Genomic DNA, 19,414 nt, shown 5'->3' on the forward strand with positions numbered 1-19,414 from the left:
CGTGCCCGAGCTTCCAGAGGTCGAAGTCGTTCGCGCGGGCCTCGCGCCGGCGGTCACCACGGCCACGATCACCGGGGTGAGTGTGTTCGACGAACGCGCGCTTACTCGGCATACGGGTTCTGGCGATGACTTCGAGCGCACCCTCACCGGTCGGACAGTGCTCGCGGCGGCCAGACGCGGCAAGTTCCTCTGGCTGCCCCTGGACGGCGGCGCCGAGGCCATCGTGGGTCATCTCGGGATGAGTGGACAGCTGTTGCTTCGCGCGCCCGGCTCACCGCCCGAACGTCACGAACGTGTGCGGCTCGACGTCGCCCACCCCGTGCACGGCGATCTCGCGATCGCGTTCGCGGACCAACGCACATTCGGCTCCCTCGCCGTCGACGCGCTCCAGCCGACACCGGATGGCGCGCCCGGCGGGTTCGGTGACGCCGCGGCGACGGTGCCGACGCAGGTGGCGCACATCGCCCGCGACGCCCTGGACCCTGCGCTGGACGAGAAGGCTGTCCGCGCACGGTTCTCGCGATCGGCCTCCGGCATCAAGCGGGTGCTGCTGGATCAGACGGTCATCAGCGGCATCGGCAACATCTACGCCGACGAGGCGCTGTGGGCTGCCCGCATCCACCCCGAGCAGCCCGCGCGCGAGCTGTCTTCGCGGGCGGTGGGGTCGCTGTTGGCGGCGGTGCGTGCCGTGCTCGAGAAAGCATTGGCAGAGGGCGGAACGAGCTTCGACGCGCAGTACGTCAACGTGAACGGTCAGGCGGGCTACTTCGCGCATTCTCTCAACGCGTACGGCCGCACGGGGGACCCGTGCCCGAGGTGCGGGAGATCCATCGTGCGGGTGGCCTTCACGAACCGGTCGTCGCATTTCTGCGCGTCGTGCCAGCGACGTCGGCGCGCCGAGTAGCCTCGTGGCGTGGACGCAACCTACGAACGACTCGAGGCTGCTATCGCCGGCGCCACCGGATGCAAGGACGGCACCCAAGAGGAACTCAGGGAGGCGCTGCGGCATCTCTCCGAGGCCGACCGTGCGGCGCTCGTGCCGCGCATCGCCAAACTGCTGACGCGCGCGGGTTCGGCTGAGTGTCGAACCAGTACTGGACGAAGTCGACAGCGGTCGAGGACGGCTGGCCCCCAGGGCTCGCCTGTCACAATCGTGGCTGCGCGGGCACCTTTCGTGACAGGCGAGCGCGTGGCGTGAGTCGGTGGGACGCTCGCCTGTCACGATCGCGGCTGCTCGAGCACGTTTCCTGACGGGGGAGCGGCGCGCTCACGCCAGCACCTTCTTCCAGGCGCCGTTGTAGGCGGCCGGAGCGAAGCCGATCGCCTCGTTGATGTCGAGCATCGGTCGGTTCTCTTCGGCGTTCCAGGTGATCACCCGCGGCGACGCCGGCGCCACCTCCCGCCATGCGACGAGCCCGGCGCACTTGACGAGCAGGCCCAGCTTGTGGCCGCGGTGCTCCTTGAGGACGAGGGTGTCCTCTTGGTGCGTCACGGCGGCGTGGTCCTCGCCGATCACGAGTTCGTTGAACGCGACGACGTCGCCCGACGCCTCATGCACAGCTGCCGTCACCAGGACGGTGCGCCCCGATTCCAGGTACCGGGCATCGTGCCGCGCGATGCGTTCGGCATCCCACGTCTCCTCATCGAACTCCATGGCTGCCGACGGTGCGTCGGTCGACATGCGCGACTTCGCCCAGGCGTAGCCGGCGACGTGCTCAGGCGGCGTCGGGGCCGTCCACTGCACGACGCGATATCCCGTGGATGCGGCGCGCGCGACATCCAGCAGACGATCGATCTCGGCGCGGCTCTCGGCGAGGTCGAGGAGACTCTTGCGCTCGACCTGCTCCAGCACGTAACCCAGCCGGCGATAGAACCGTGCCGGCCGATCGATCGGGATCGACCCGAACCCGGTGGGGGAGTCGAGTCGCTCGCCCGGGGCGTCGGGGTGTTCTGCCCACGACTGCAGCACGGTGCGGCCGAACTCGCGGGCCGTCTGCTCCACGAGCTCGTATGCGCGCGTGCCGATGCCACGCCCCTGTGCGGATTCGAGCAGCTCGATCAACCAGAAGGCGACCCGTGAGCCGGCCTCATGCGGGATGTCGACGCCGACGCGGCCGACGATTCGCCCGCCCTCGACGACGACCCACATGCGGCGCGTCTCATCGGGGTCGGGCGCGAAGTACGGCAGCAGTTCTTCGGGGCTCATCGCCTCGTCGTCGCTGCCGCTGATCTCGCGGTAGACGGTGTTGCGGACGGCCACCATCTCGATGAAGTCGGCGGCGTCGGCGGCATCGATGGATGCCGGCACGGTGAGAGGTCGGAACTCGACCTCGGGTGAAGCGTTCATGTGTGTTCCGTTCGTTTGGTGGGGCCCCGTCGAGGGACCCCACCCGGTCAGAGGAGGGGAAGGGTGCGGTGATCGCGCAGCCAGGCGTGCTCGCGCGTCGACTGGGCGACCACCGCAGCGCGTCGCCGCGCGACGGTGGTGTGGTCGGGCTGTGGGCGTGTGCTCCACAGCACGAGCGCGAGCGCGATGCGCATCGCGATGCGGTCGGGCAGGCTCGTGCGCGCGGGGCGCTCGAGCACGATGGGATGTCGCAGCGTGTGGTCGAGCCGGTGCTGCGACGTGGACACGGTGTTCACGATGGTCCTCTTCTCGAGAGGAAGTGCAGATGTGCCGCGGGAGCAGGCTCCTGACGGCGGGGTCGTGCGGCAGCACGGGATCGGCGGGTATCGAGGTGATACCGGGCGATGCGGCGGGACAGATGGGCCGACGCGCCAGATGGACGCAGTCGTACCCGTGAGAACCGGCGGGACGGCGGCTCGGTGCTGCGGAGTCTGTCAGCAGGCCGAGGGGTATGCGCGAAGCGCGGCGCCGAAGGAGACGGTCCCGGACGTGCGGAACGCGTTGCCTGTGCCGGTTGCGGTCAGGCGGGTGGCGTGCATTGAAATCATCTCGGGACCTCCTTTCTCGACTTCTGATGCGAGCAGTGACACTAGCGCGCGTCGAGGCGTCCCGTCAAGACACCGTCCGATAGCGTGTACACGACACCGAGCCGGAGGCACCCCGAATGCACTTGAAGAGCGTCACGCTCAAGGGCTTCAAGTCGTTCGCGCAGCCGACGACGTTCCAGCTCGAACCGGGCGTCACCTGCATCGTCGGACCCAACGGATCCGGCAAGTCGAATGTCGTCGATGCGCTTGCGTGGGTCATGGGTGAGCAGGGGGCCAAGACGCTTCGCGGCGGCAAGATGGAAGACGTCATCTTCGCCGGCACGTCGACGCGCGGCCCGCTCGGGCGCGCTGAGGTGCAGCTCACGATCGACAACAGCGATGGGGCGCTGCCGATCGAGTACAGCGAGGTGACGATCAGTCGCACGCTGTTCCGCAACGGCGCCAGCGAGTACGCGATCAACGGCGAGGGATGCCGTCTGCTCGACGTGCAAGAACTCCTGAGCGACTCGGGGCTCGGGCGCGAGATGCATGTGATCGTGGGGCAGGGCCGCCTCGACGGCGTGCTGCAGGCGAGCCCGGAGGACCGGCGCGGGTTCATCGAGGAGGCGGCCGGCATCCTCAAGCATCGCCGTCGCAAGGAGAAGACCCTCCGCAAGCTCGAGGCGATGGAAGCGAACCTCACCCGGTTGAGCGACCTCGCCGGCGAGCTCCGGCGCCAACTCAAACCGCTCGGCAAGCAGGCCGAGATCGCGCGCGAGGCGGCGACGATCGCAGCGGTGGTCCGTGACGCGAAAGCGCGCCTGTACGCGGCTGAGCTGGTCTCGTTGCGCACGCAACTCGCCGACCACGCGCGCAACGAGCAGGAACGCCACACCGAACGCCTCGTGCTGCAGGACCAGGCCGACCAGCTGAAGACCCGAATCGACGAGCTCGAGAACTCGCAGCGTTCCGAAGCGGTCGATCGCGCCAGAGCGGTCGCATTCTCGCTCGAACAGGTGCAGGAGCGGCTTCGCGGACTGTATTCGCTCGCCGGGCAGCGACTCGCACTGCTCGAGGACGACGGCCAGCTCGCGATCGAAGTCGCGACAGTCAGCCAGGCGTCGATCGACGAGGCACGCAACGAGATCGACGAGATCTCGAGCGGCCTCGGCGATGCGCAGGATGCCGCGGCCTCAGCGGCGCGCGACGTCATCCGTGCGCGCGCCGAACTCGATGCGCTCGATGTCGACATCGCCGCCCAGAGCGCGCTCGTCTCCGAGCACGACATGCGACTCGCGTCGTTGCGGGGCCGGGCCGAGGCGGCCGCTTCAAAGCTCGACGCGGTTCGCGCGGCCGTCGAGCGGCAGCAGCGCGCGCTCGACGCGGCCCAGCAGCGCCGCGCGGAGGCCGAGGAGGTGCTCGCCGGCATCGATCCCGACCTCGTCCCTGAGCAGTCCGCAGCCGAGCATTCGTCGGCCTACGAGCGCGCCCAGCGCGACGCCGCCGACGCGGAGGCGAAGGTCGGCGAGCTGCGCGAACGGCTCCATGCGACCGAGCGCGAAGTGGAATCGCTCACCGCGCAGACTGCCGCGCTCTCGCGAGCCCTGGATGTGCGCAATGCCGCGGCTGCGCTCGTGCAGCGAGGCGGCCCCGGCGTCCGCGGCCTTGTCGGCGATGCGATCAAGGTCAAGCCCGGGTATGAGGCGGCGATCGCGGCTGCGCTCGGATCACTCGCGGAGGGTGTGCTCGTCGACGACGTGGATGCCGCGCTGCGACTGGTCGACACGGTACGCGACGAAGATCTCGGCACGGTCGACATCGCGATCGCGGGCGCCGGTGCCATGACCCCACCGCTCGGCGGAATCGACGGTGTCGTCGCCGCACGTGACGTGGTCACGGGGCCCGAAGGTGTGCTCGGGGTGCTGTCGTTCGTCGCTGTCGTCGACGACCTCAAGGCTGCGCACACCGTCGGTGCCGCGCTTGCCGCGCGGGAGGTCGGCGGGCCGGTCACGATCGTGACCCGCACCGGAGAGATCGTCACCGAGTACACGGTGCGCGCCGGCTCAGGCGTGGGGCGATCGAGGCTCGAACTGAGTGCCGAACGCGACGCCGCGGCCGACCGCCTCGGTGAGATCACCATCGTGGCCGACTCGCTGCGGGAGGCGCTCGCGGACGCGCAACAAGCGTGGGACCACGCGCGTCGTCGCACGAGGGAAACGCTCCAGACCCTGCGCGAGCACGATGCCGCGCTGGCCGCCCACACCGAACAGGTCAACCGCGCGACCGTCCGGCACGAGGCGGCATCCGCCGAGTGCGAGCGGCTCGAAGCCGGTGTCCGACAGGCATCCGCTGCCGTCGCCGACGCCGAATCCGGCGCCCGGACGGCGAACGATGCCCTCGCCGCTGCTCAGGAGGCTCCGCGCCCGATCCTGGACGCCTCGGCTCGCGACGGGCTGCTGGACGCGCTCGAAGCGGCGCGCGAAGGCGAAATGCGTTCGCGGTTGGATGTCGAGACGCTTCGAGAACGGGTGCGGGCGGGTGAGGCTCGCGTCGCTCAGCTGGAACGTCAGCGCGAGCGAGAGCGGGCCGCTGCCGAAGAGGCCGCCCGCCGTGCCGTCATCCGTCGGCAGCAGCGCGAGCTCGCAGCCGAGGTGCACGGACAGTTGCCGCCGCTGCTGGATTCGGTCGACCGTTCGGTCAGCCAGGCCCGCGTCGAGCTGGCCGCTGCCGAGCAGGAGCGAACGGCCTTGACGGAGGAGCTGTCGCAGCTGCGCACGCAGGATGCCGGTGTCCGTGAGCGTCTCGCACGCTTGACCGAGAGTGTTCACGGCATCGAGCTGCAGATGCACGAGCAGCGTCTGCACGTGACGAGCCTGCTCGAGCGGGTCGGATCCGAGTTGAGCCTCAGCGAAGACATTCTGATTCGGGAATATGGCCCGGATCAGGAGATTCCATCCACGGAAGAAGGCGGAGAGTCGACGGCGTTCGACCGGGCGACGCAGAAGCGACGCCTGCAGGATGCCGAGCGCAAGCTCGCGCAACTCGGCCGCGTCAATCCGCTCGCGCTCGAGGAGTTCGCCGCGCTCGAGCAGCGCCACACATTCCTGACCGAGCAGCTCAGCGATCTGCAGCAGACCCGCAGCGACCTGCTCACGATCATCGAGGAGCTCGATGAGCGCATGCAGACGATCTTCCTGGCCGCATTCGAAGACACGAAGGTGGCCTTCGGAGAGGTGTTCCCGGTCCTCTTTCCAGGCGGCACCGGTTCGATCGCGCTCACCGACCCCGACAGTCCGCTCACGACCGGTATCGAGGTCATGGTGCGCCCCGTCGGGAAGAAGATCGAGCGCCTCTCACTGCTTTCGGGTGGCGAGCGTTCCCTCGCTGCGGTGGCGTTGCTGACGGCCATTTTCAAGGCACGCCCGAGCCCGTTCTACATCCTCGACGAGGTGGAAGCGGCGCTGGACGATGCGAACCTCGGCCGGCTGCTCGGCGTGTTCGAACAGCTCCGGGAGTCGAGCCAGCTCATCGTCATCACCCACCAGAAGCGCACGATGGAGATCGCCGACGCGCTCTACGGTGTGTCGATGCGCCAGGACGGCGTCTCCGCAGTTGTGGGCCAGCGTGTCCGCGAGAAGGCGACTGCCTGAGGCGGGGCGCCTAGGCTGTACACATGGCTGAGAATCGATGGTCGCTCGGGCGCGCCCTGCGCGGCATGTTCACGGCGCCCGCGATCGACGAGAACACGTGGGACGACCTTGAGACCGCGCTGCTGACCGCTGATTTCGGCCCCGACATCACCGAACGGCTCGTCGACGAGCTGCGGGAGAAGGTCGATCGATACCGGACAACCGATCCGCGCGACCTGCAGCGGATGCTGAAGGAGTCGCTCGAAGAGCACTTCGCGCGCTTCGACACGACACTCAAACTCACCGAACGCCCGGCTGTCGTGCTGGTGGTCGGTGTCAACGGTGTGGGCAAGACCACGACGATCGGCAAGTTCGCGAACTATCTCAAGCGGTTCGGTCGGTCTGTCGTCGTCGGGGCAGCCGACACGTTCCGCGCCGCCGCCGTCGACCAGCTCGCCACGTGGGCAGAGCGTGGGGGAGCAACGATCGTCCGGCCACAGCAAGAAGGCCAGGATCCGGCATCCGTCGCCTTCCAGACGATCGACCACGCCAAGCGCACCGGCACCGAGATCGTCCTCGTCGACACAGCCGGACGACTGCACACCAAGGGTGGGCTCATGGACGAGCTCACCAAGATCCGACGCGTCATCGAGAAGCAGGCGCCCATCAGTGAGGTACTCCTCGTCCTCGACGCCACAACCGGCCAGAACGGGGTCATGCAGGCGCAGGCGTTCCTCGAGCACGCCGGTGTGACCGGACTGGTCATCACCAAGCTCGACGGCTCCGCCAAGGGCGGCTTTGTGCTGGCGGTGCAAGAGCGCACCGGTATCCCGGTCAAGCTCTTGGGGCAAGGCGAGGGGATCGGCGATCTGACCGGCTTCACACCGCACGTCTTCGCGTCGCAACTCGTCGACTGACCCGACACGCCCATCCAGGGTCGCGCGCGGCCCGCGGTTGCGGTTTCATGGGCGTATGGCGATCGAGCACGACTACTTCGGCTTGCTGGAGTCCGGCCCGGACGGCTCGATCTTCTGGTCCGAGGTGGTCGACTTCGGCGACCAGAGGGTCACCGTCGATCTCACCGCGCCCGATCAAGACGACGTCTCAGCCGACGCGCTCGACGTGGCAGCCGGCATGATCTCGTCGCTCGAGGCGATCGACCTGAGCGCACGGAACGCGATGATCTCCGAACTCGACGACCGCACCAGCGAGGTGACCGAGTACATCCTGCAGCAGCAGGAAGAACTCGGTGAAGAGCTGGAGACCCTGCTCGTGGACATCTCGGGAGATGTCCACGTCGACGTCATCCGCTCGCTGCAGCTGGTCAGCATGACGATCCTCGCCGACGAGCACGGCGGCGGCGACCCGTTCGCGGTGCTCGAGTACGCCCTCGACCCCGACGCGACCGAAGAGGTGCTGCTGGTGAACCTGACCTCAGACGGAAGCGTCCAGTCGGTCACCAGCGCCGAGTAGCACCGGCCTGCTCAGACCGCCTGTGCGAACGCCCCGTCGGTGAGGTGCGACAGGTGCGTCGGGATCTCGCGGCCCTTCGAGACCATCGACTGTGCCCAGAGGCGCCCCGCGCGATACGACGAGCGCACGAGCGGGCCGGCGAGAACACCGAGGAACCCGATCCGCTCGGCTTCCTCCTTGAACCCCACGAACTCGTCGGGCTTCACCCAGCGATCCACGGGCAGATGCCGCGGCGACGGCCGGAGGTACTGCGTGATCGTGATGATGTCGGTCCCGGCATCGTGCAGATCCTGGAGCGCCTGCACGACTTCTTCGGGTGTCTCGCCCATACCGAGGATCAGGTTCGACTTCGTGATGAGCCCTGCGTCGCGCGCCTGTGTCAGCACGTCGAGTGAGCGCTCGTAGCGGAATGCAGGGCGGATGCGCTTGAAGATGCGCGGCACGGTCTCGACATTGTGCGCGAAGACCTCGGGGCGGCTGTCGAAGACCTCGCCGAGCAGCTTCGGGTCGCCGTTGAAGTCGGTGGCCAAGATTTCGACGCCGGTCCCCGGATTGTCGGCGTGGATGCGGCGCACCGTCTCCGCGTGCAGCCACGCGCCCCCGTCGGGCAGATCGTCGCGGGCGACGCCGGTGACGGTCGCGTAGCGCAGCTGCATGCGTTGCACGCTCTCCGCGACACGGCGGGGCTCGTCGGTGTCGTAGTCCGCGGGCTTGCCGGTGTCGATCTGACAGAAGTCGCACCGCCGCGTGCACTGCGAACCGCCGATGAGGAACGTGGCTTCACGGTCCTCCCAGCATTCGTAGATGTTGGGGCAGCCGGCCTCCTGGCACACCGTGTGCAGGTCCTCGCTCTTCACGAGCTTCTGCAGTGACTGGTACTCGGGCCCCATCTTCGCGCGGGTCTTGATCCACTCGGGCTTGCGCTCGATGGGCGTCTCGGCGTTGCGCACCTCCAGGCGCAGCAGCTTCCGGCCAGCGGGCGCGGTCGTCGTGCCGGACGCGGGTCCGGTTCCGCAGGCGCTCACGCGGCGACCTCCTCGGGATACGCGGTCTGGAAGGCCGATGCCACTCGCTGGACGACATCGGCCGGTGAGACGTCGCGGCCCAGCACCTCGCTCAGCGTTGTGACACCGGCATCCGAGATGCCGCAGGGCACGATCTGTGAGAACGGGGCGAGCGAGTTGTCGCAGTTCAGCGCGAACCCGTGCATCGTGACGCCGCGCTGCACACGGACGCCGATCGCGGCGATCTTGTCCTCCGACAGCGGGCGGCGCACCCACACGCCGCTGCGTCCGTCGACGCGGTAGCCGTCGATGTCGTAGGTCGCCAGCACGTCGATGAGAATCTGCTCGAGTCGCCGCACGTGCGCGACGACGTCGACCGGCTCGGGAAGCCGCACGATCGGATAGCCCACGAGCTGACCGGGGCCGTGCCACGTGATCTTGCCGCCGCGGTCGACATCGACCACTGGCGTTCCATCGGTCGGACGTTCGTGCCGAGCCGTGCGCGCCCCGGCCGTGAAGACCGGCTCGTGCTCGACGAGCAGCAGCGTGTCGCGGCGATCTCCCGCGACCACCTCGGCGTGGATGCTGCGCTGCAGCGCCCAGCCCTCCTGGTAGGGGACGAACGCGGGGGCAAGGCCCACCGTCTGGATGTCGAGCATCGCGCTCCTTCGCTTGTGGCGAGTTTGTGGATTGCGTCCAACAATACGCCCGTCGGAACCGTCACGGCGCGCCATAGGCTGTCGACATGTCCTCTGGAATCGGCAGACCCCGCGCATCGTCGCGCGAGACCCTCGCCGAAGCCGCGTGCGAGCTGTTCCTCGAACGCGGTTTCGCTGCGACGTCGATCACCGACATCGCCTCGCGCGCCGGCGTGAGTCGGTCGAGCTTCTTCAACTACTTCGCCGCGAAAGCCGACGTCCTGTGGGATGCACTCGACGACCGCATCGACACGTTCGAACGCGCCGTCGCGGCGGGGCCGCCGACCGCTGCCGCCCTGCGCTCCGCGCTCGACGAACTCGGCGAGGGGCTCGAACCCGACGCACTCGCACTGGCGATCGCGAACGCAGAGCAGATGGCGATCGGCGACGAACTGGTGCGGGATGCCGCACTGCGTCGAGCGCGGATCGCAACCGCCATCAGCGAACGACTCCGAGCCGGTGGGTGCAGCGCCCTGCAAGCCGATGTCGCCGGAGCCGCCCATGCCGGTGCCGTGCTCGCCGCGATCGAGGCGTGGGCGCACGCCGGCGCAGGCTCGTCGTCGTTGCGCGCGCTGTACCGCGAGGCGCTCGACGCTGCACTGTCGACGATGCCCGGCCCGGTCCGCCAGCTGCGCGTCGTCGCGAGAGCGGATGCGTTCGAACACGCGCTGCACTTCTATCGCGATGTCGTCGGGATGCCGGAGCAGGAGTCCTACGAAGGCGACGGCGGCGCCCGCGTCGCGATCCTCGGCGCGGGGCGCGCCACGCTGGAGCTGTCCAACGCCGCACAGATCGACCTGATCGACCGCGTCGAAACCGACGGCGACGCGCCGAGTGACGACATCCGTCTCGCGTTCGAGGTCGATGACACCGCCGCCATGACCGCGACGCTCACCGAGGCCGGTGCCGAGCTGCAGGCGACGCCCCGCGTCACGCCGTGGCGCTCGAGCAACGCGCGCCTGCGCGCCCCGGCATCCCTGCAGGTGACCCTCTTCCAGGAACTCGGCGACGCCTGACACGTGCGCGAGACTTCACGAATGTCACGAATCTCGCGCGATGTCGTGACATTCGTGGAGTTTCGCGAGTCACTGCGGACGAATCTCGAGGTGCCCGACAGGGAGAGGGTGAGGCGAAGTTTCGACGAAGGAGGGCGTCTCGGTGTGACGAACTGAGTGACAAGATCCGTCGCGCACCCCGACTCGGCGACGCTGCCCCTCGGGTCGATCCGAAGGGGCTCTTGCGATGGCGCCGGAAGAGGCGTATGCCTGACACTGTCACCGATGGGGTGGTGACGTGGGGAGGGTTGTGCCGTGGGGCGCACCGCACCTCGGGCGCGGCCGTGGCGCTCGAACACATCGACTCGTATCGCGATCACGGTGTTGAGCGCACTGTCGCTGATCGCTGCAGGGCTCACGGTGGGAGCGGCCCCTGCGAGCGCGGTCGCCACGAACACCGTGGCGTTCTACAGCATGGATGAGCCGGCCGGGGCGACGACCTTGGTGGACTCCAGTGGCAATGGCCGCGACGGAACGATCGGCTCCGACGTCACGACCGGTCAGGCCTTTCAAGGGGCGAGCATGCACCGTTTCGCCACTGTCCTGCCGGGGGAGATGGCGTATCGCCCGGGCCATGTGAACCGCGTTCCGCATCACAGCTCCCTGAACCCGGATGCGGGCGACTTCTCGATCACGCTCCGGTTTCGCACGGACTATCCGTTCGGGAACATCGCGCAGAAGGGCCAGGGGACGCAACAGGGCGGGTACTGGAAGGTCGAGAATCCGGCGGGCAAACCCCGCTGCCTGTTTCGGGGAGGCAATGGCGCATCTCGCACGGGATACTCCCAAGTCGAAGTCGACGACGGCCAGTGGCATGTTCTGCGCTGCGTCCGCACGTCGGCCTACGTCGAGATGTACATCGACGGCGTTCGTCAGAGCCGACTGACCGGTTCGACAGGCTCGATCTCCAACACCGCGCTCATGTCGATCGGCGGCAAGAGTTCCTGCAACGGAACCAGTACGACCTGCGACTACTTCGTCGGTGACATCGACTATCTCCGCATCGAGAAAGGGGCGTCCACCTCACCGAACCAGACTCCATCGGCGGATGTCGACGTCGATTGCGCGGGTCTGATGTGCGCCTTGTCGGGTGCGGCGTCGAGTGACCCTGACGGCGCGATACAGCGCTACCAGTGGGACTTCGGGGACGGCACCACGCACGATGGAGCAGCGATCCCGTCCACGAATCACCTGTACATGCATGCAGGGACGTACACGATTCGGTTGACGGTCACCGACGACAGGGGTGCCACTGACCAGCACGCGATGGCCGTGACTGTCACACCCGCGGCCGAGACGATCTCGTACGTGGGCCAGGCGACGAGGAATGCGAATGCGAGTAGCCACGCGCTCACCATCCCGACGAATGTGCGAACGGGGGACACGATGCTGCTGTTCCTCAGCCAGAACACGTCGGCCTCGCGCTCGACGCCCGCAGGATGGACCCAGATCGACTCGATCGCCGGCGGGTATGCCCGCACGACAGTGTGGCGGCGCGTGGCGAGCGCAACCGATGCCGGGTCCACGGTGAGTGTGACCCTCTCTTCGGCATCCAAGGTCAATATGGTGCTCGCCGCCTATCGAGGAGTGTCCGCTAGCGACCCGATCGCGGGCTACGCCGCGAGGACCGAATCGGCAAGTACGAACTCACGCCTCACCCCGACCGTCAATATCGAGGGCAACGCCAGCTGGGCCGTTTCGTACTGGATGCACGGCGACGCGGCCAGCTCCTCGCTGGTCGCCCCCGGCGGCGTGGCGGTGCGCAGTAACGGCTCGCAGACCGGAGGCGGCCGCGTGACAGGACTCCTCGCAGACTCCGCGATGTCAGTCCCGAGAGGTCAGTACGGTGGGCTCGTCGCAACCGCGACGGCGGCGAGCACGACCACGACATCGTGGACGGTCGTTCTCGCACCTCAGGACGGATCGCCGCCCGCCAATCAGCAGCCTGTATCGGCCTTTGTCGTGGATTGCTCCGGCCTCAGCTGCGCCGTCGACGGACGTGATTCGTCGGATGCCGAGGGAGGTCTCGACTTCAGTTGGGACTGGGGCGATGGGTCGCAATCGGGTGCGGGAGCGCCTCCGCAGATGGCCCACACCTACAACACTGCAGGGACGTACACAGTGAGACTGACCGTCACGGACGAGGACGGGGCGACGGCCACAACGACGCGGACCGCGAATGCTTCCACGCCGCAGGACGAGTCGATCGAGTACGTCGCCGCAGCATCGAGCGACCGCACGTCGGCGACACACTCGCTCACGGTGCCGGCTGCGGTGGCGGCGGGCGACACCCTTCTGCTGTTCCTCGCTGTCAGCGGAACGCCGACTGTGGGTGCCGTGAGCGGCGGCGGCACGTGGGAAGTCCTGGGTATGCGCGATGACGGAAACCTGCGCACGTCCGTATGGCGACGGACCGCCGGACCAGATGATGCCGGGTCGACGGTGGCGGTTGCGCTCGGAGCTTCCGCGAAGGGGAATCTCTCCCTTGTCGTCTACCGCGGTGCAGGGGAGGTCGCCGCGCTCGCGTCTGCCGCGGCCGATGGTGACAGCGCCCAGCGAGCGACGCCATCGGTTGCGGTGTCGGCCACGAACACCTGGGGTGTGTCGTACTGGGCGCATCGCGACAGCGCCTCAGCCGCCCTCGATCCGCCGCCTACGGTCGCCTCCCGCGCAACGGGGACGCAATCCGGGGGAGGCCGCGTGACCATTCTCGTCGCCGACAGTGCTGCCTCGGTGCCACCGGGCTCGTACGGGGGCCTCGCGGCAACAGCAGATGCGGCGAGTTCGTATGGCGTCACCTGGACGATCATCCTGGCACCCCCGCCCTGATTCCATCGACCGAGCCGCTCCCGCGCAGACGGATAGAATCGGGGGATCATGGCGACATTCGGCACTCTCTCCGACCGGCTCACCGAGACCTTCCGCAACCTCCGCACCAAGGGCAAGCTCACGCCTGCCGACGTCGACGGGACGGTGCGCGAGATCCGTCGCGCCCTCCTCGACGCAGACGTCGCACTGGTCGTGGTCAAGGAGTTCACCTCGAAGGTGCGCGAGCGCGCCCTCGGCGACGAGGTCAACCGCGCGCTGAACCCGGCGCAGCAGGTCGTGCAGATCGTCAATGAAGAGCTCGTCGCGATCCTCGGCGGGCAGCAGCGCCGGCTGCAGTTCGCGAAGAATCCGCCGACCGTCATCATGCTCGCGGGGCTCCAGGGATCGGGCAAGACGACCTTCGCCGGCAAGCTCGCCAAGCAGCTCGAGAAGGACGGCCACACGCCGCTCCTCGTCGCCTGTGACCTCCAGCGCCCCAACGCCGTGAACCAGCTGCAGGTCGTCGCGCAGCAAGCCGGTGCTGCGATCTATGCACCGCAGCCGGGCAACGGGGTCGGCAACCCGGTGCAGGTCGCACGCGAGGGCGTCGAAGTCGCCCGCCGCCAGCAGCACGACGTCGTCATCATCGACACCGCGGGGCGTCTCGGTGTGGATGCCGAACTCATGAAGCAGGCCGCCGACATCCGCAAGGCCACAGACCCCGATGAGGTGCTGTTCGTCATCGACTCGATGATCGGTCAGGACGCCGTCAACACGGCGAAGGCCTTCCAGGACGGAGTCGACTTCACCGGCGTCGTCCTGTCCAAGCTCGACGGCGACGCCCGAGGTGGCGCCGCACTGTCGGTCGCCTCCGTCACGGGCCGCCCGATCATCTACGCCTCCACGGGCGAGGGGCTCGACGACCTCGAGGCGTTCCACCCCGACCGCATGGCGAGCCGCATCCTCGACCTCGGCGACATCCTCACCCTCATCGAACAGGCCCAGCAGGCCTTCGACGAGGAAGAGGCGATGAAGGTCGCCGAAAAGCTCGCCAAGGAGCAGTTCACGCTCGAGGACTTCCTCGAACAGCTGCAGCAGATGCGCAAGATGGGCTCGATGAAGAAGATGCTCGGCATGCTGCCGGGCATGGGTCAGATGAAGCAGCAACTCGACAACTTCGACGAGCGCGAGATCGACCGCACCGAAGCCATCATCCGCTCGATGACACCGGCCGAGCGCACGAACACCAAGCTGCTCAACGGTTCGCGGCGCCTGCGTATCGCGCGCGGCTCCGGCATGACGGTCACCGATGTGAACCAGCTCGTGCAGCGCTTCGAGCAGGCCGCGAAGATGATGAAGACCGTGGCCCGCGGCGGCGTCCCGTCGATGCCCGGCATGGGGCCGATGGGCGGTAAACCCGGAGCGTCGGCCAAACGCGGCAACAAGCAGAAGAAGTCGGGTGGTTCACGTTCGGGCAACCCCGCCAAGCGGGCCGCCGAGAACGCCGGGATCGCGTCGCAGGGACCCGCCACCGGGTCGGGATTCGGGCTCGGAGGTCAGCAGCAGCCGACAGCCGAAGACCTCGCCGAGATCCAGAAGCTCTTCGGCAAGGGCTGAGCAGTCACCTCGTGAGCGCGGCGAGATGATCGCGTAGCGTGGGGCCGGCGCGGAACTCGCGGATGAGGTGGCGCACGACCTCTGAGAGGTCGCCGCTGGCAGCGTCGGCGACGAGCAGTTGGCGCGCGTAGCTGGCGCCCTGCGAGAGGATGCGCTCGAGGCCGCCGAACTCGCGTTCGCAGTGCAGCTCGACCGCGATCGGACGCAGCAGCTCGATGGTTTCGCGCAGATGCTCGGCGACCGGCCGTTGTGTGCCGTCGCGGTCGACGATGACTCGCGCGTCGAGCCCGTACCGTGCCGCGCGCCACTTGTTCTCGCGCACGAACCACGGCTGGATCGTCGGCAGCGTCCTTCCCTCGTCGAGCTCGCGCGAGAAGTGCTCGACGAGCACCTGCAAGAGCGAGGCCACCGCGGCGAGCTCGGGAAGGGTGGACATCCCGTCGCAGGCGCGTACTTCGATCGTTCCCCAGCGCGGGGCGGGGCGGATGTCCCATCGCACTTCGGAGACGTCTTCCATGACGCCGGTGCGGACCATGTCTTCGAGGTACGACTCGAACTGCGGCCAGGTCTCGAGCGGCCAGGGGAGTCCCGCCGTCGGCAGCTGCTGGAAGACGAGCGCCCGGTTCGACGCGTAGCCGGTGCGTTCCCCGGCCCAGAAGGGGCTCGACGCAGACAGTGCCTGCAAGTGGGGCAGGTACACGCTGAGCGCATTGACGATCGGAAGGACCTTTGCGACGTCCTCGACGCCGACGTGGACGTGGATGCCCCAGATCATCATGTTGCGCCCCCACCACTGGGTGCGGTCGATGAGCTTGTTGTACCGCGTCTTGTCGGTGACGGACTGCTTGTACCACTGCGCGAACGGATGGCTCCCGGCGCACAGCAACTCGATCTCCCGGGGGTTGGTGACTTCTCGCACCTTGCCGATCGCGTCGGCGATGTCGTCGACGGCGGCGGCGACCGTGTCACCCACGCCGCTGGTGACCTCGATCGTGTTCGTGAGCAGCTCGCCGGTCACCGTGTAGCGTTCGAGGGCCGTGGCATCCTCGACGAGTTCGAGCACTTCGGGTGCGCGGGGGACGAGGTCGCCGGTCGTGCCGTCGGCGAGCATCAGCTCCCATTCCAGGCCCACCGATGAGCGGGCCGAAGGTGCGAACGTGACCGTCATGCGCACAGTCTGACACGCGGCCGCCCGCCGGTTCGCAGGCGACGTCACGATCTGGCAGAATAGACGGTTGGACCGCCCGCTCGACCCTCTATCCAGCGGCCGGCCCACCCGCAGAGCTTCCGCCGGGTGTGCACCCCACGCTCTTGGCGACGTTCAAACCTCACATCACACCATTCAGGAGAATTGTGGCTGTCAAGATTCGTCTCAAGCGCCTCGGAAAAATCCGCGCGCCGTACTACCGCATCGTCGTCGCCGACTCGCGCACCAAGCGCGACGGCCGCGTCATCGAGGAGATCGGCAAGTACCACCCGACTGAGGAGCCCTCGTTCATCGAGGTCGACTCGGAGCGCGCGCAGTACTGGCTGTCGGTCGGCGCGCAGCCCACCGAGCAGGTTGCCGCCATCCTCAAGCTCACCGGCGACTGGGGCAAGTTCAAGGGCGACAAGAACGCCGTCTCGACCGTGAAGACGGCCGAAAGCAAGGGCGAGTTCGTGGCCGACACCGCCAAGAAGTCGGTCATCAAGCCCAAGGCCGAGAAGAAGGCCGAAGAGCCCGTCGCCGACGAGGCTCCCGCCGCCGAGGCCGACGCGGCCGACGAGACCGCGGCAGAGTAATCCGGTGCTGGCCGCCGCGCTCGAACATGTCGTGAAGGGGATCGTCGATCACCCGGACGACGTCACCGTCCGTTCTTCCTCGTCGCCGCGCGGCGAGGTGCTCGAGGTGCGTGTGCACCCCGACGACCGCGGACGCGTGATCGGGCGCGGCGGACGCACCGCCAAGGCCCTGCGCACCGTCATCGGCGCACTTGCCGACGGTTCGCGGGTCCGCGTCGACGTCGCGGACGACTGATGGGTTCGGAAGGACCCGCCCGCACGCAGCTGCGTGTCGGACGCCTCGTCAAGGCGCACGGGCTCAAGGGCGCCCTCAAGCTCGAGTTGTACACCGACGACCCCGACGGGCGATTCACCCCCGGTGCGGTCTTCACCCTGCAGGTGCCGGTCTCTTCGCCGTGGCACGGCAAGACCGTCACCGTGCGAGAGTTCCGATGGATGAACTCGCACCCCGTCGTCTTCCTCGACGACATCGAGGACCGTGACGCGGCCGAGTCGATCGTTCGCGCCATCCTCTGGATCGACAACGACGCGGATTCGGCGCCCGTCGAAGAGGATGCGTGGTACGACCACCAGCTCGTCGGTCTGTCCGTCGTCCGCGACGGATCGGTCGTCGGCACCGTCGCGCGCGTCGATCACCTTCCGGCCCAGGACCTGCTCATCGTCCGGCCGACCGGGGAGGACCGTGAGGTGCTCGTCCCGTTCGTCAAGGCCATCGTCCCCGACGTCGACATGGCAGCAGGGCGCATCACCGTGACACCGCCTGCCGGCCTGTTCGAAGACCTGCCGGTCGACGAACCAGTCACGGCCGCCGACGCGGTCGACGAGGCACCCGCCGCCGACTGACACCTTCACCTCCGCGGATCCACACGGCATACTTGCGTCGACGGAGAAGGAGTCCCGCGTGCGCAGAGCGAAGATCGTCGCGACCCTCGGCCCGGCGACCGTGTCGTACAAGGTCATCGAGCAGCTTGTGACCGCGGGCGTCGATGTCGCGAGGCTCAACTGCAGCCACGGCGACCATGCCGACCACGAACGGGCCTACGCGAACGTCCGACGCGCGGCAGCGCAGTCGGGGCGTGCCGTCGGCGTCCTCGCAGACCTCCAGGGCCCGAAGATCAGACTCGGCAGATTCACCGATGGTCCACATGTGTGGTCGGTCGGCGACCGTGTCACGATCACGACCGAGGCCGTGGCCGGCACGGCCGACACCGTGTCGACGACGTACGCAGCGCTCGCTCGCGACGTCCAGGTCGGCGACCCGCTGCTGATCGACGACGGCAAGGTGCGGTTGCGGGTGCTTTCGAGCGACGGGGTACGCGTCGCGTGCGAGGTCGAGGTGGGCGGGACGGTCTCGGACAACAAGGGCATCAACCTGCCCGGTGTGGCTGTCAGTGCGCCCGCGCTCACCGACAAGGACGAGGCCGACCTGCGCTGGGCACTGCGGCTCGGCGTCGACCTCGTCGCCCTCTCGTTCGTCCGCTCGCCCGCCGATGCCCATCGGGCGCGCGTGATCATGGCGGAGGAGGACCGCAGGGTGCCGCTGATCGCGAAGATCGAGAAGCCCGAAGCGGTCGCGCACCTGCAGGAGATCATCGATGCCTTCGACGGGGTGATGGTCGCGCGCGGGGATCTCGGTGTCGAGTTGCCGCTCGAAGACATTCCGCTTGTCCAGAAGCAGGCGATCGATGCCGCGCGACGGTGGGCGAAGCCGGTCATCGTGGCGACGCAGATGCTCGAGTCGATGACGGTCAATCCGGTGCCGACCCGCGCCGAGACGAGCGATGTCGCCAATGCGGTGCTCGACGGCGCCGACGCGGTGATGCTCTCGGGTGAGACGAGCGTCGGCGCCTACCCGGTCGTCGCGGTCGAGACGATGGCCCGCATCGTGGCATCCACCGAGGAGCACGGCATCGATCGGATCCCGCCGCTCGGCACCACGCCGCACACGCAGGCCGGGGCACTCACGTTCGCCGCAGCCGCGATCGGCGAATTCGTGCAGGCGCGGTACGTCTGCGTGTTCAGCCAGTCGGGCGACTCTGCGCGGCGTATGGCGCGGCTGCGACTGCCGCTGCCGATTTTGGCGTTCACCGATTCGCCCGACACCCGTCAACGATCCGCCGTGTTCTGGGGGGTCGAGACCTTTCTCGTGCCCAGGGCCCGCAACACCGACGAGATCATGCGCATCATCGATGACGTGCTGCTGGCCGACGGGCGTGCTGCGAAGGGCGACAAGGTCGTCGTCACGGCAGGAGCGCCTCCCGGGATCGCCGGGTCGACCAACAACGTGCGGGTGCACACGGTCGGCGCCGACGACGGCTCGTAGCGGACTCACCAGCGCACGCTCGGTCGGGTGAGAACGGTGTGATCCCCGTGTAACACGGTGGGCGTCCTGCCGGAACATGCCTCGGCGATCA

Annotated in this window: 16 protein-coding genes; 11 read left to right on the top strand and 5 right to left on the bottom strand. The window is 68.1% G+C overall.

Annotated features, from left to right (window positions below; genetic code table 11):
- Window position 1 precedes the first annotated feature (1 nt).
- The gene (gene mutM / locus AC3ENX_RS11910; RefSeq protein ID WP_434812093.1) at window positions 2-904 is read left to right on the top strand and encodes a bifunctional DNA-formamidopyrimidine glycosylase/DNA-(apurinic or apyrimidinic site) lyase; all 903 of its coding nucleotides are present in this window, start codon (window positions 2-4) and stop codon (window positions 902-904) included.
- Window positions 905-1,267: 363 nt separating this feature from the next.
- On the opposite strand, the gene AC3ENX_RS11915 is transcribed toward mutM, so the two are convergent.
- Together AC3ENX_RS11915 and AC3ENX_RS11920 are read right to left on the bottom strand one after the other, a co-directional pair.
- On the bottom strand, window positions 1,268-2,347 hold the full coding sequence (locus AC3ENX_RS11915; protein WP_434812094.1) for a GNAT family N-acetyltransferase: 1,080 nt from the start codon (window positions 2,345-2,347) through the stop codon (window positions 1,268-1,270).
- Window positions 2,348-2,394: 47 nt separating this feature from the next.
- Window positions 2,395-2,643: a hypothetical protein gene (locus AC3ENX_RS11920; RefSeq protein ID WP_434812095.1), complete on the bottom strand. Its 249-nt coding sequence runs from the start codon at window positions 2,641-2,643 to the stop codon at window positions 2,395-2,397.
- 428 nt (window positions 2,644-3,071) lie between these two features.
- On the opposite strand from AC3ENX_RS11920, the gene smc reads away from it, so the two are divergent.
- Genes smc through AC3ENX_RS11935 form a run of 3 tightly spaced genes read left to right on the top strand, consistent with a single transcriptional unit; the run spans window position 3,072 to window position 8,036 of the window.
- Entirely contained in the window at window positions 3,072-6,584 is a 3,513-nt protein-coding gene (gene smc, locus AC3ENX_RS11925) for a chromosome segregation protein SMC (protein WP_434812097.1), read from the top strand.
- 23 nt (window positions 6,585-6,607) lie between these two features.
- Entirely contained in the window at window positions 6,608-7,480 is an 873-nt protein-coding gene (gene ftsY, locus AC3ENX_RS11930; protein ID WP_434812098.1) for a signal recognition particle-docking protein FtsY, read from the top strand.
- A gap of 55 nt (window positions 7,481-7,535) precedes the next feature.
- Complete coding sequence (locus AC3ENX_RS11935; RefSeq protein WP_434812099.1) at window positions 7,536-8,036, top strand: DUF2004 domain-containing protein; 501 nt, start codon at window positions 7,536-7,538, stop codon at window positions 8,034-8,036.
- 11 nt (window positions 8,037-8,047) lie between these two features.
- Here the strand turns inward: AC3ENX_RS11935 and lipA are convergent, their stop codons facing one another.
- Window positions 8,048-9,061: a lipoyl synthase gene (lipA, locus tag AC3ENX_RS11940; RefSeq protein WP_434812100.1), complete on the bottom strand. Its 1,014-nt coding sequence runs from the start codon at window positions 9,059-9,061 to the stop codon at window positions 8,048-8,050.
- Window positions 9,058-9,816 (bottom strand): lipoyl(octanoyl) transferase LipB, encoded by a 759-nt coding sequence (gene lipB, locus AC3ENX_RS11945; RefSeq protein WP_434812101.1) that lies wholly within the window; start codon window positions 9,814-9,816, stop codon window positions 9,058-9,060. Before lipB ends, lipA begins: the two co-directional genes overlap by 4 nt.
- On the opposite strand from lipB, the gene AC3ENX_RS11950 reads away from it, so the two are divergent.
- The 3 genes from AC3ENX_RS11950 to ffh all read left to right on the top strand — a co-directional run bounded on the left by AC3ENX_RS11950 (window position 9,786) and on the right by ffh (window position 15,218).
- A complete protein-coding gene (locus AC3ENX_RS11950; protein WP_434812102.1) occupies window positions 9,786-10,754 on the top strand; it encodes a TetR family transcriptional regulator in 969 nt (322 codons plus the stop codon). The genes lipB and AC3ENX_RS11950 overlap by 31 nt on opposite strands.
- A 294-nt stretch (window positions 10,755-11,048) precedes the next feature.
- Window positions 11,049-13,622, top strand: a complete 2,574-nt coding sequence (locus AC3ENX_RS11955) for a PKD domain-containing protein (RefSeq protein ID WP_434812103.1) — start codon at window positions 11,049-11,051, stop codon at window positions 13,620-13,622.
- A gap of 48 nt (window positions 13,623-13,670) precedes the next feature.
- Complete coding sequence (ffh, locus tag AC3ENX_RS11960) at window positions 13,671-15,218, top strand: signal recognition particle protein (protein ID WP_434812104.1); 1,548 nt, start codon at window positions 13,671-13,673, stop codon at window positions 15,216-15,218.
- A gap of 4 nt (window positions 15,219-15,222) precedes the next feature.
- On the opposite strand, the gene AC3ENX_RS11965 is transcribed toward ffh, so the two are convergent.
- Window positions 15,223-16,386, bottom strand: coding sequence for a glutamate--cysteine ligase (locus tag AC3ENX_RS11965; protein WP_434812105.1), 1,164 nt, complete (start codon window positions 16,384-16,386; stop codon window positions 15,223-15,225).
- A 185-nt stretch (window positions 16,387-16,571) separates the two neighbouring features.
- On the opposite strand from AC3ENX_RS11965, the gene rpsP reads away from it, so the two are divergent.
- The 4 genes from rpsP to pyk are packed head-to-tail and all read left to right on the top strand — an operon-like array spanning window position 16,572 to window position 19,323.
- On the top strand, window positions 16,572-17,000 hold the full coding sequence (gene rpsP / locus AC3ENX_RS11970; protein WP_434812106.1) for a 30S ribosomal protein S16: 429 nt from the start codon (window positions 16,572-16,574) through the stop codon (window positions 16,998-17,000).
- Between the two features lie 4 nt (window positions 17,001-17,004).
- Window positions 17,005-17,235 carry an RNA-binding protein gene (locus AC3ENX_RS11975; RefSeq protein ID WP_434812107.1) on the top strand — a complete coding sequence of 77 codons (231 nt, stop codon included), beginning with the start codon at window positions 17,005-17,007 and terminating at the stop codon, window positions 17,233-17,235.
- Window positions 17,235-17,843 (top strand): ribosome maturation factor RimM, encoded by a 609-nt coding sequence (gene rimM, locus AC3ENX_RS11980; RefSeq protein ID WP_434812108.1) that lies wholly within the window; start codon window positions 17,235-17,237, stop codon window positions 17,841-17,843. Before AC3ENX_RS11975 ends, rimM begins: the two co-directional genes overlap by 1 nt.
- A 58-nt stretch (window positions 17,844-17,901) precedes the next feature.
- Window positions 17,902-19,323: a pyruvate kinase gene (gene pyk / locus AC3ENX_RS11985; protein ID WP_434812110.1), complete on the top strand. Its 1,422-nt coding sequence runs from the start codon at window positions 17,902-17,904 to the stop codon at window positions 19,321-19,323.
- The last annotated feature ends 91 nt before the right edge of the window (window positions 19,324-19,414 follow it).

Source organism: Microbacterium sp. bgisy189, assembly GCF_057707225.1.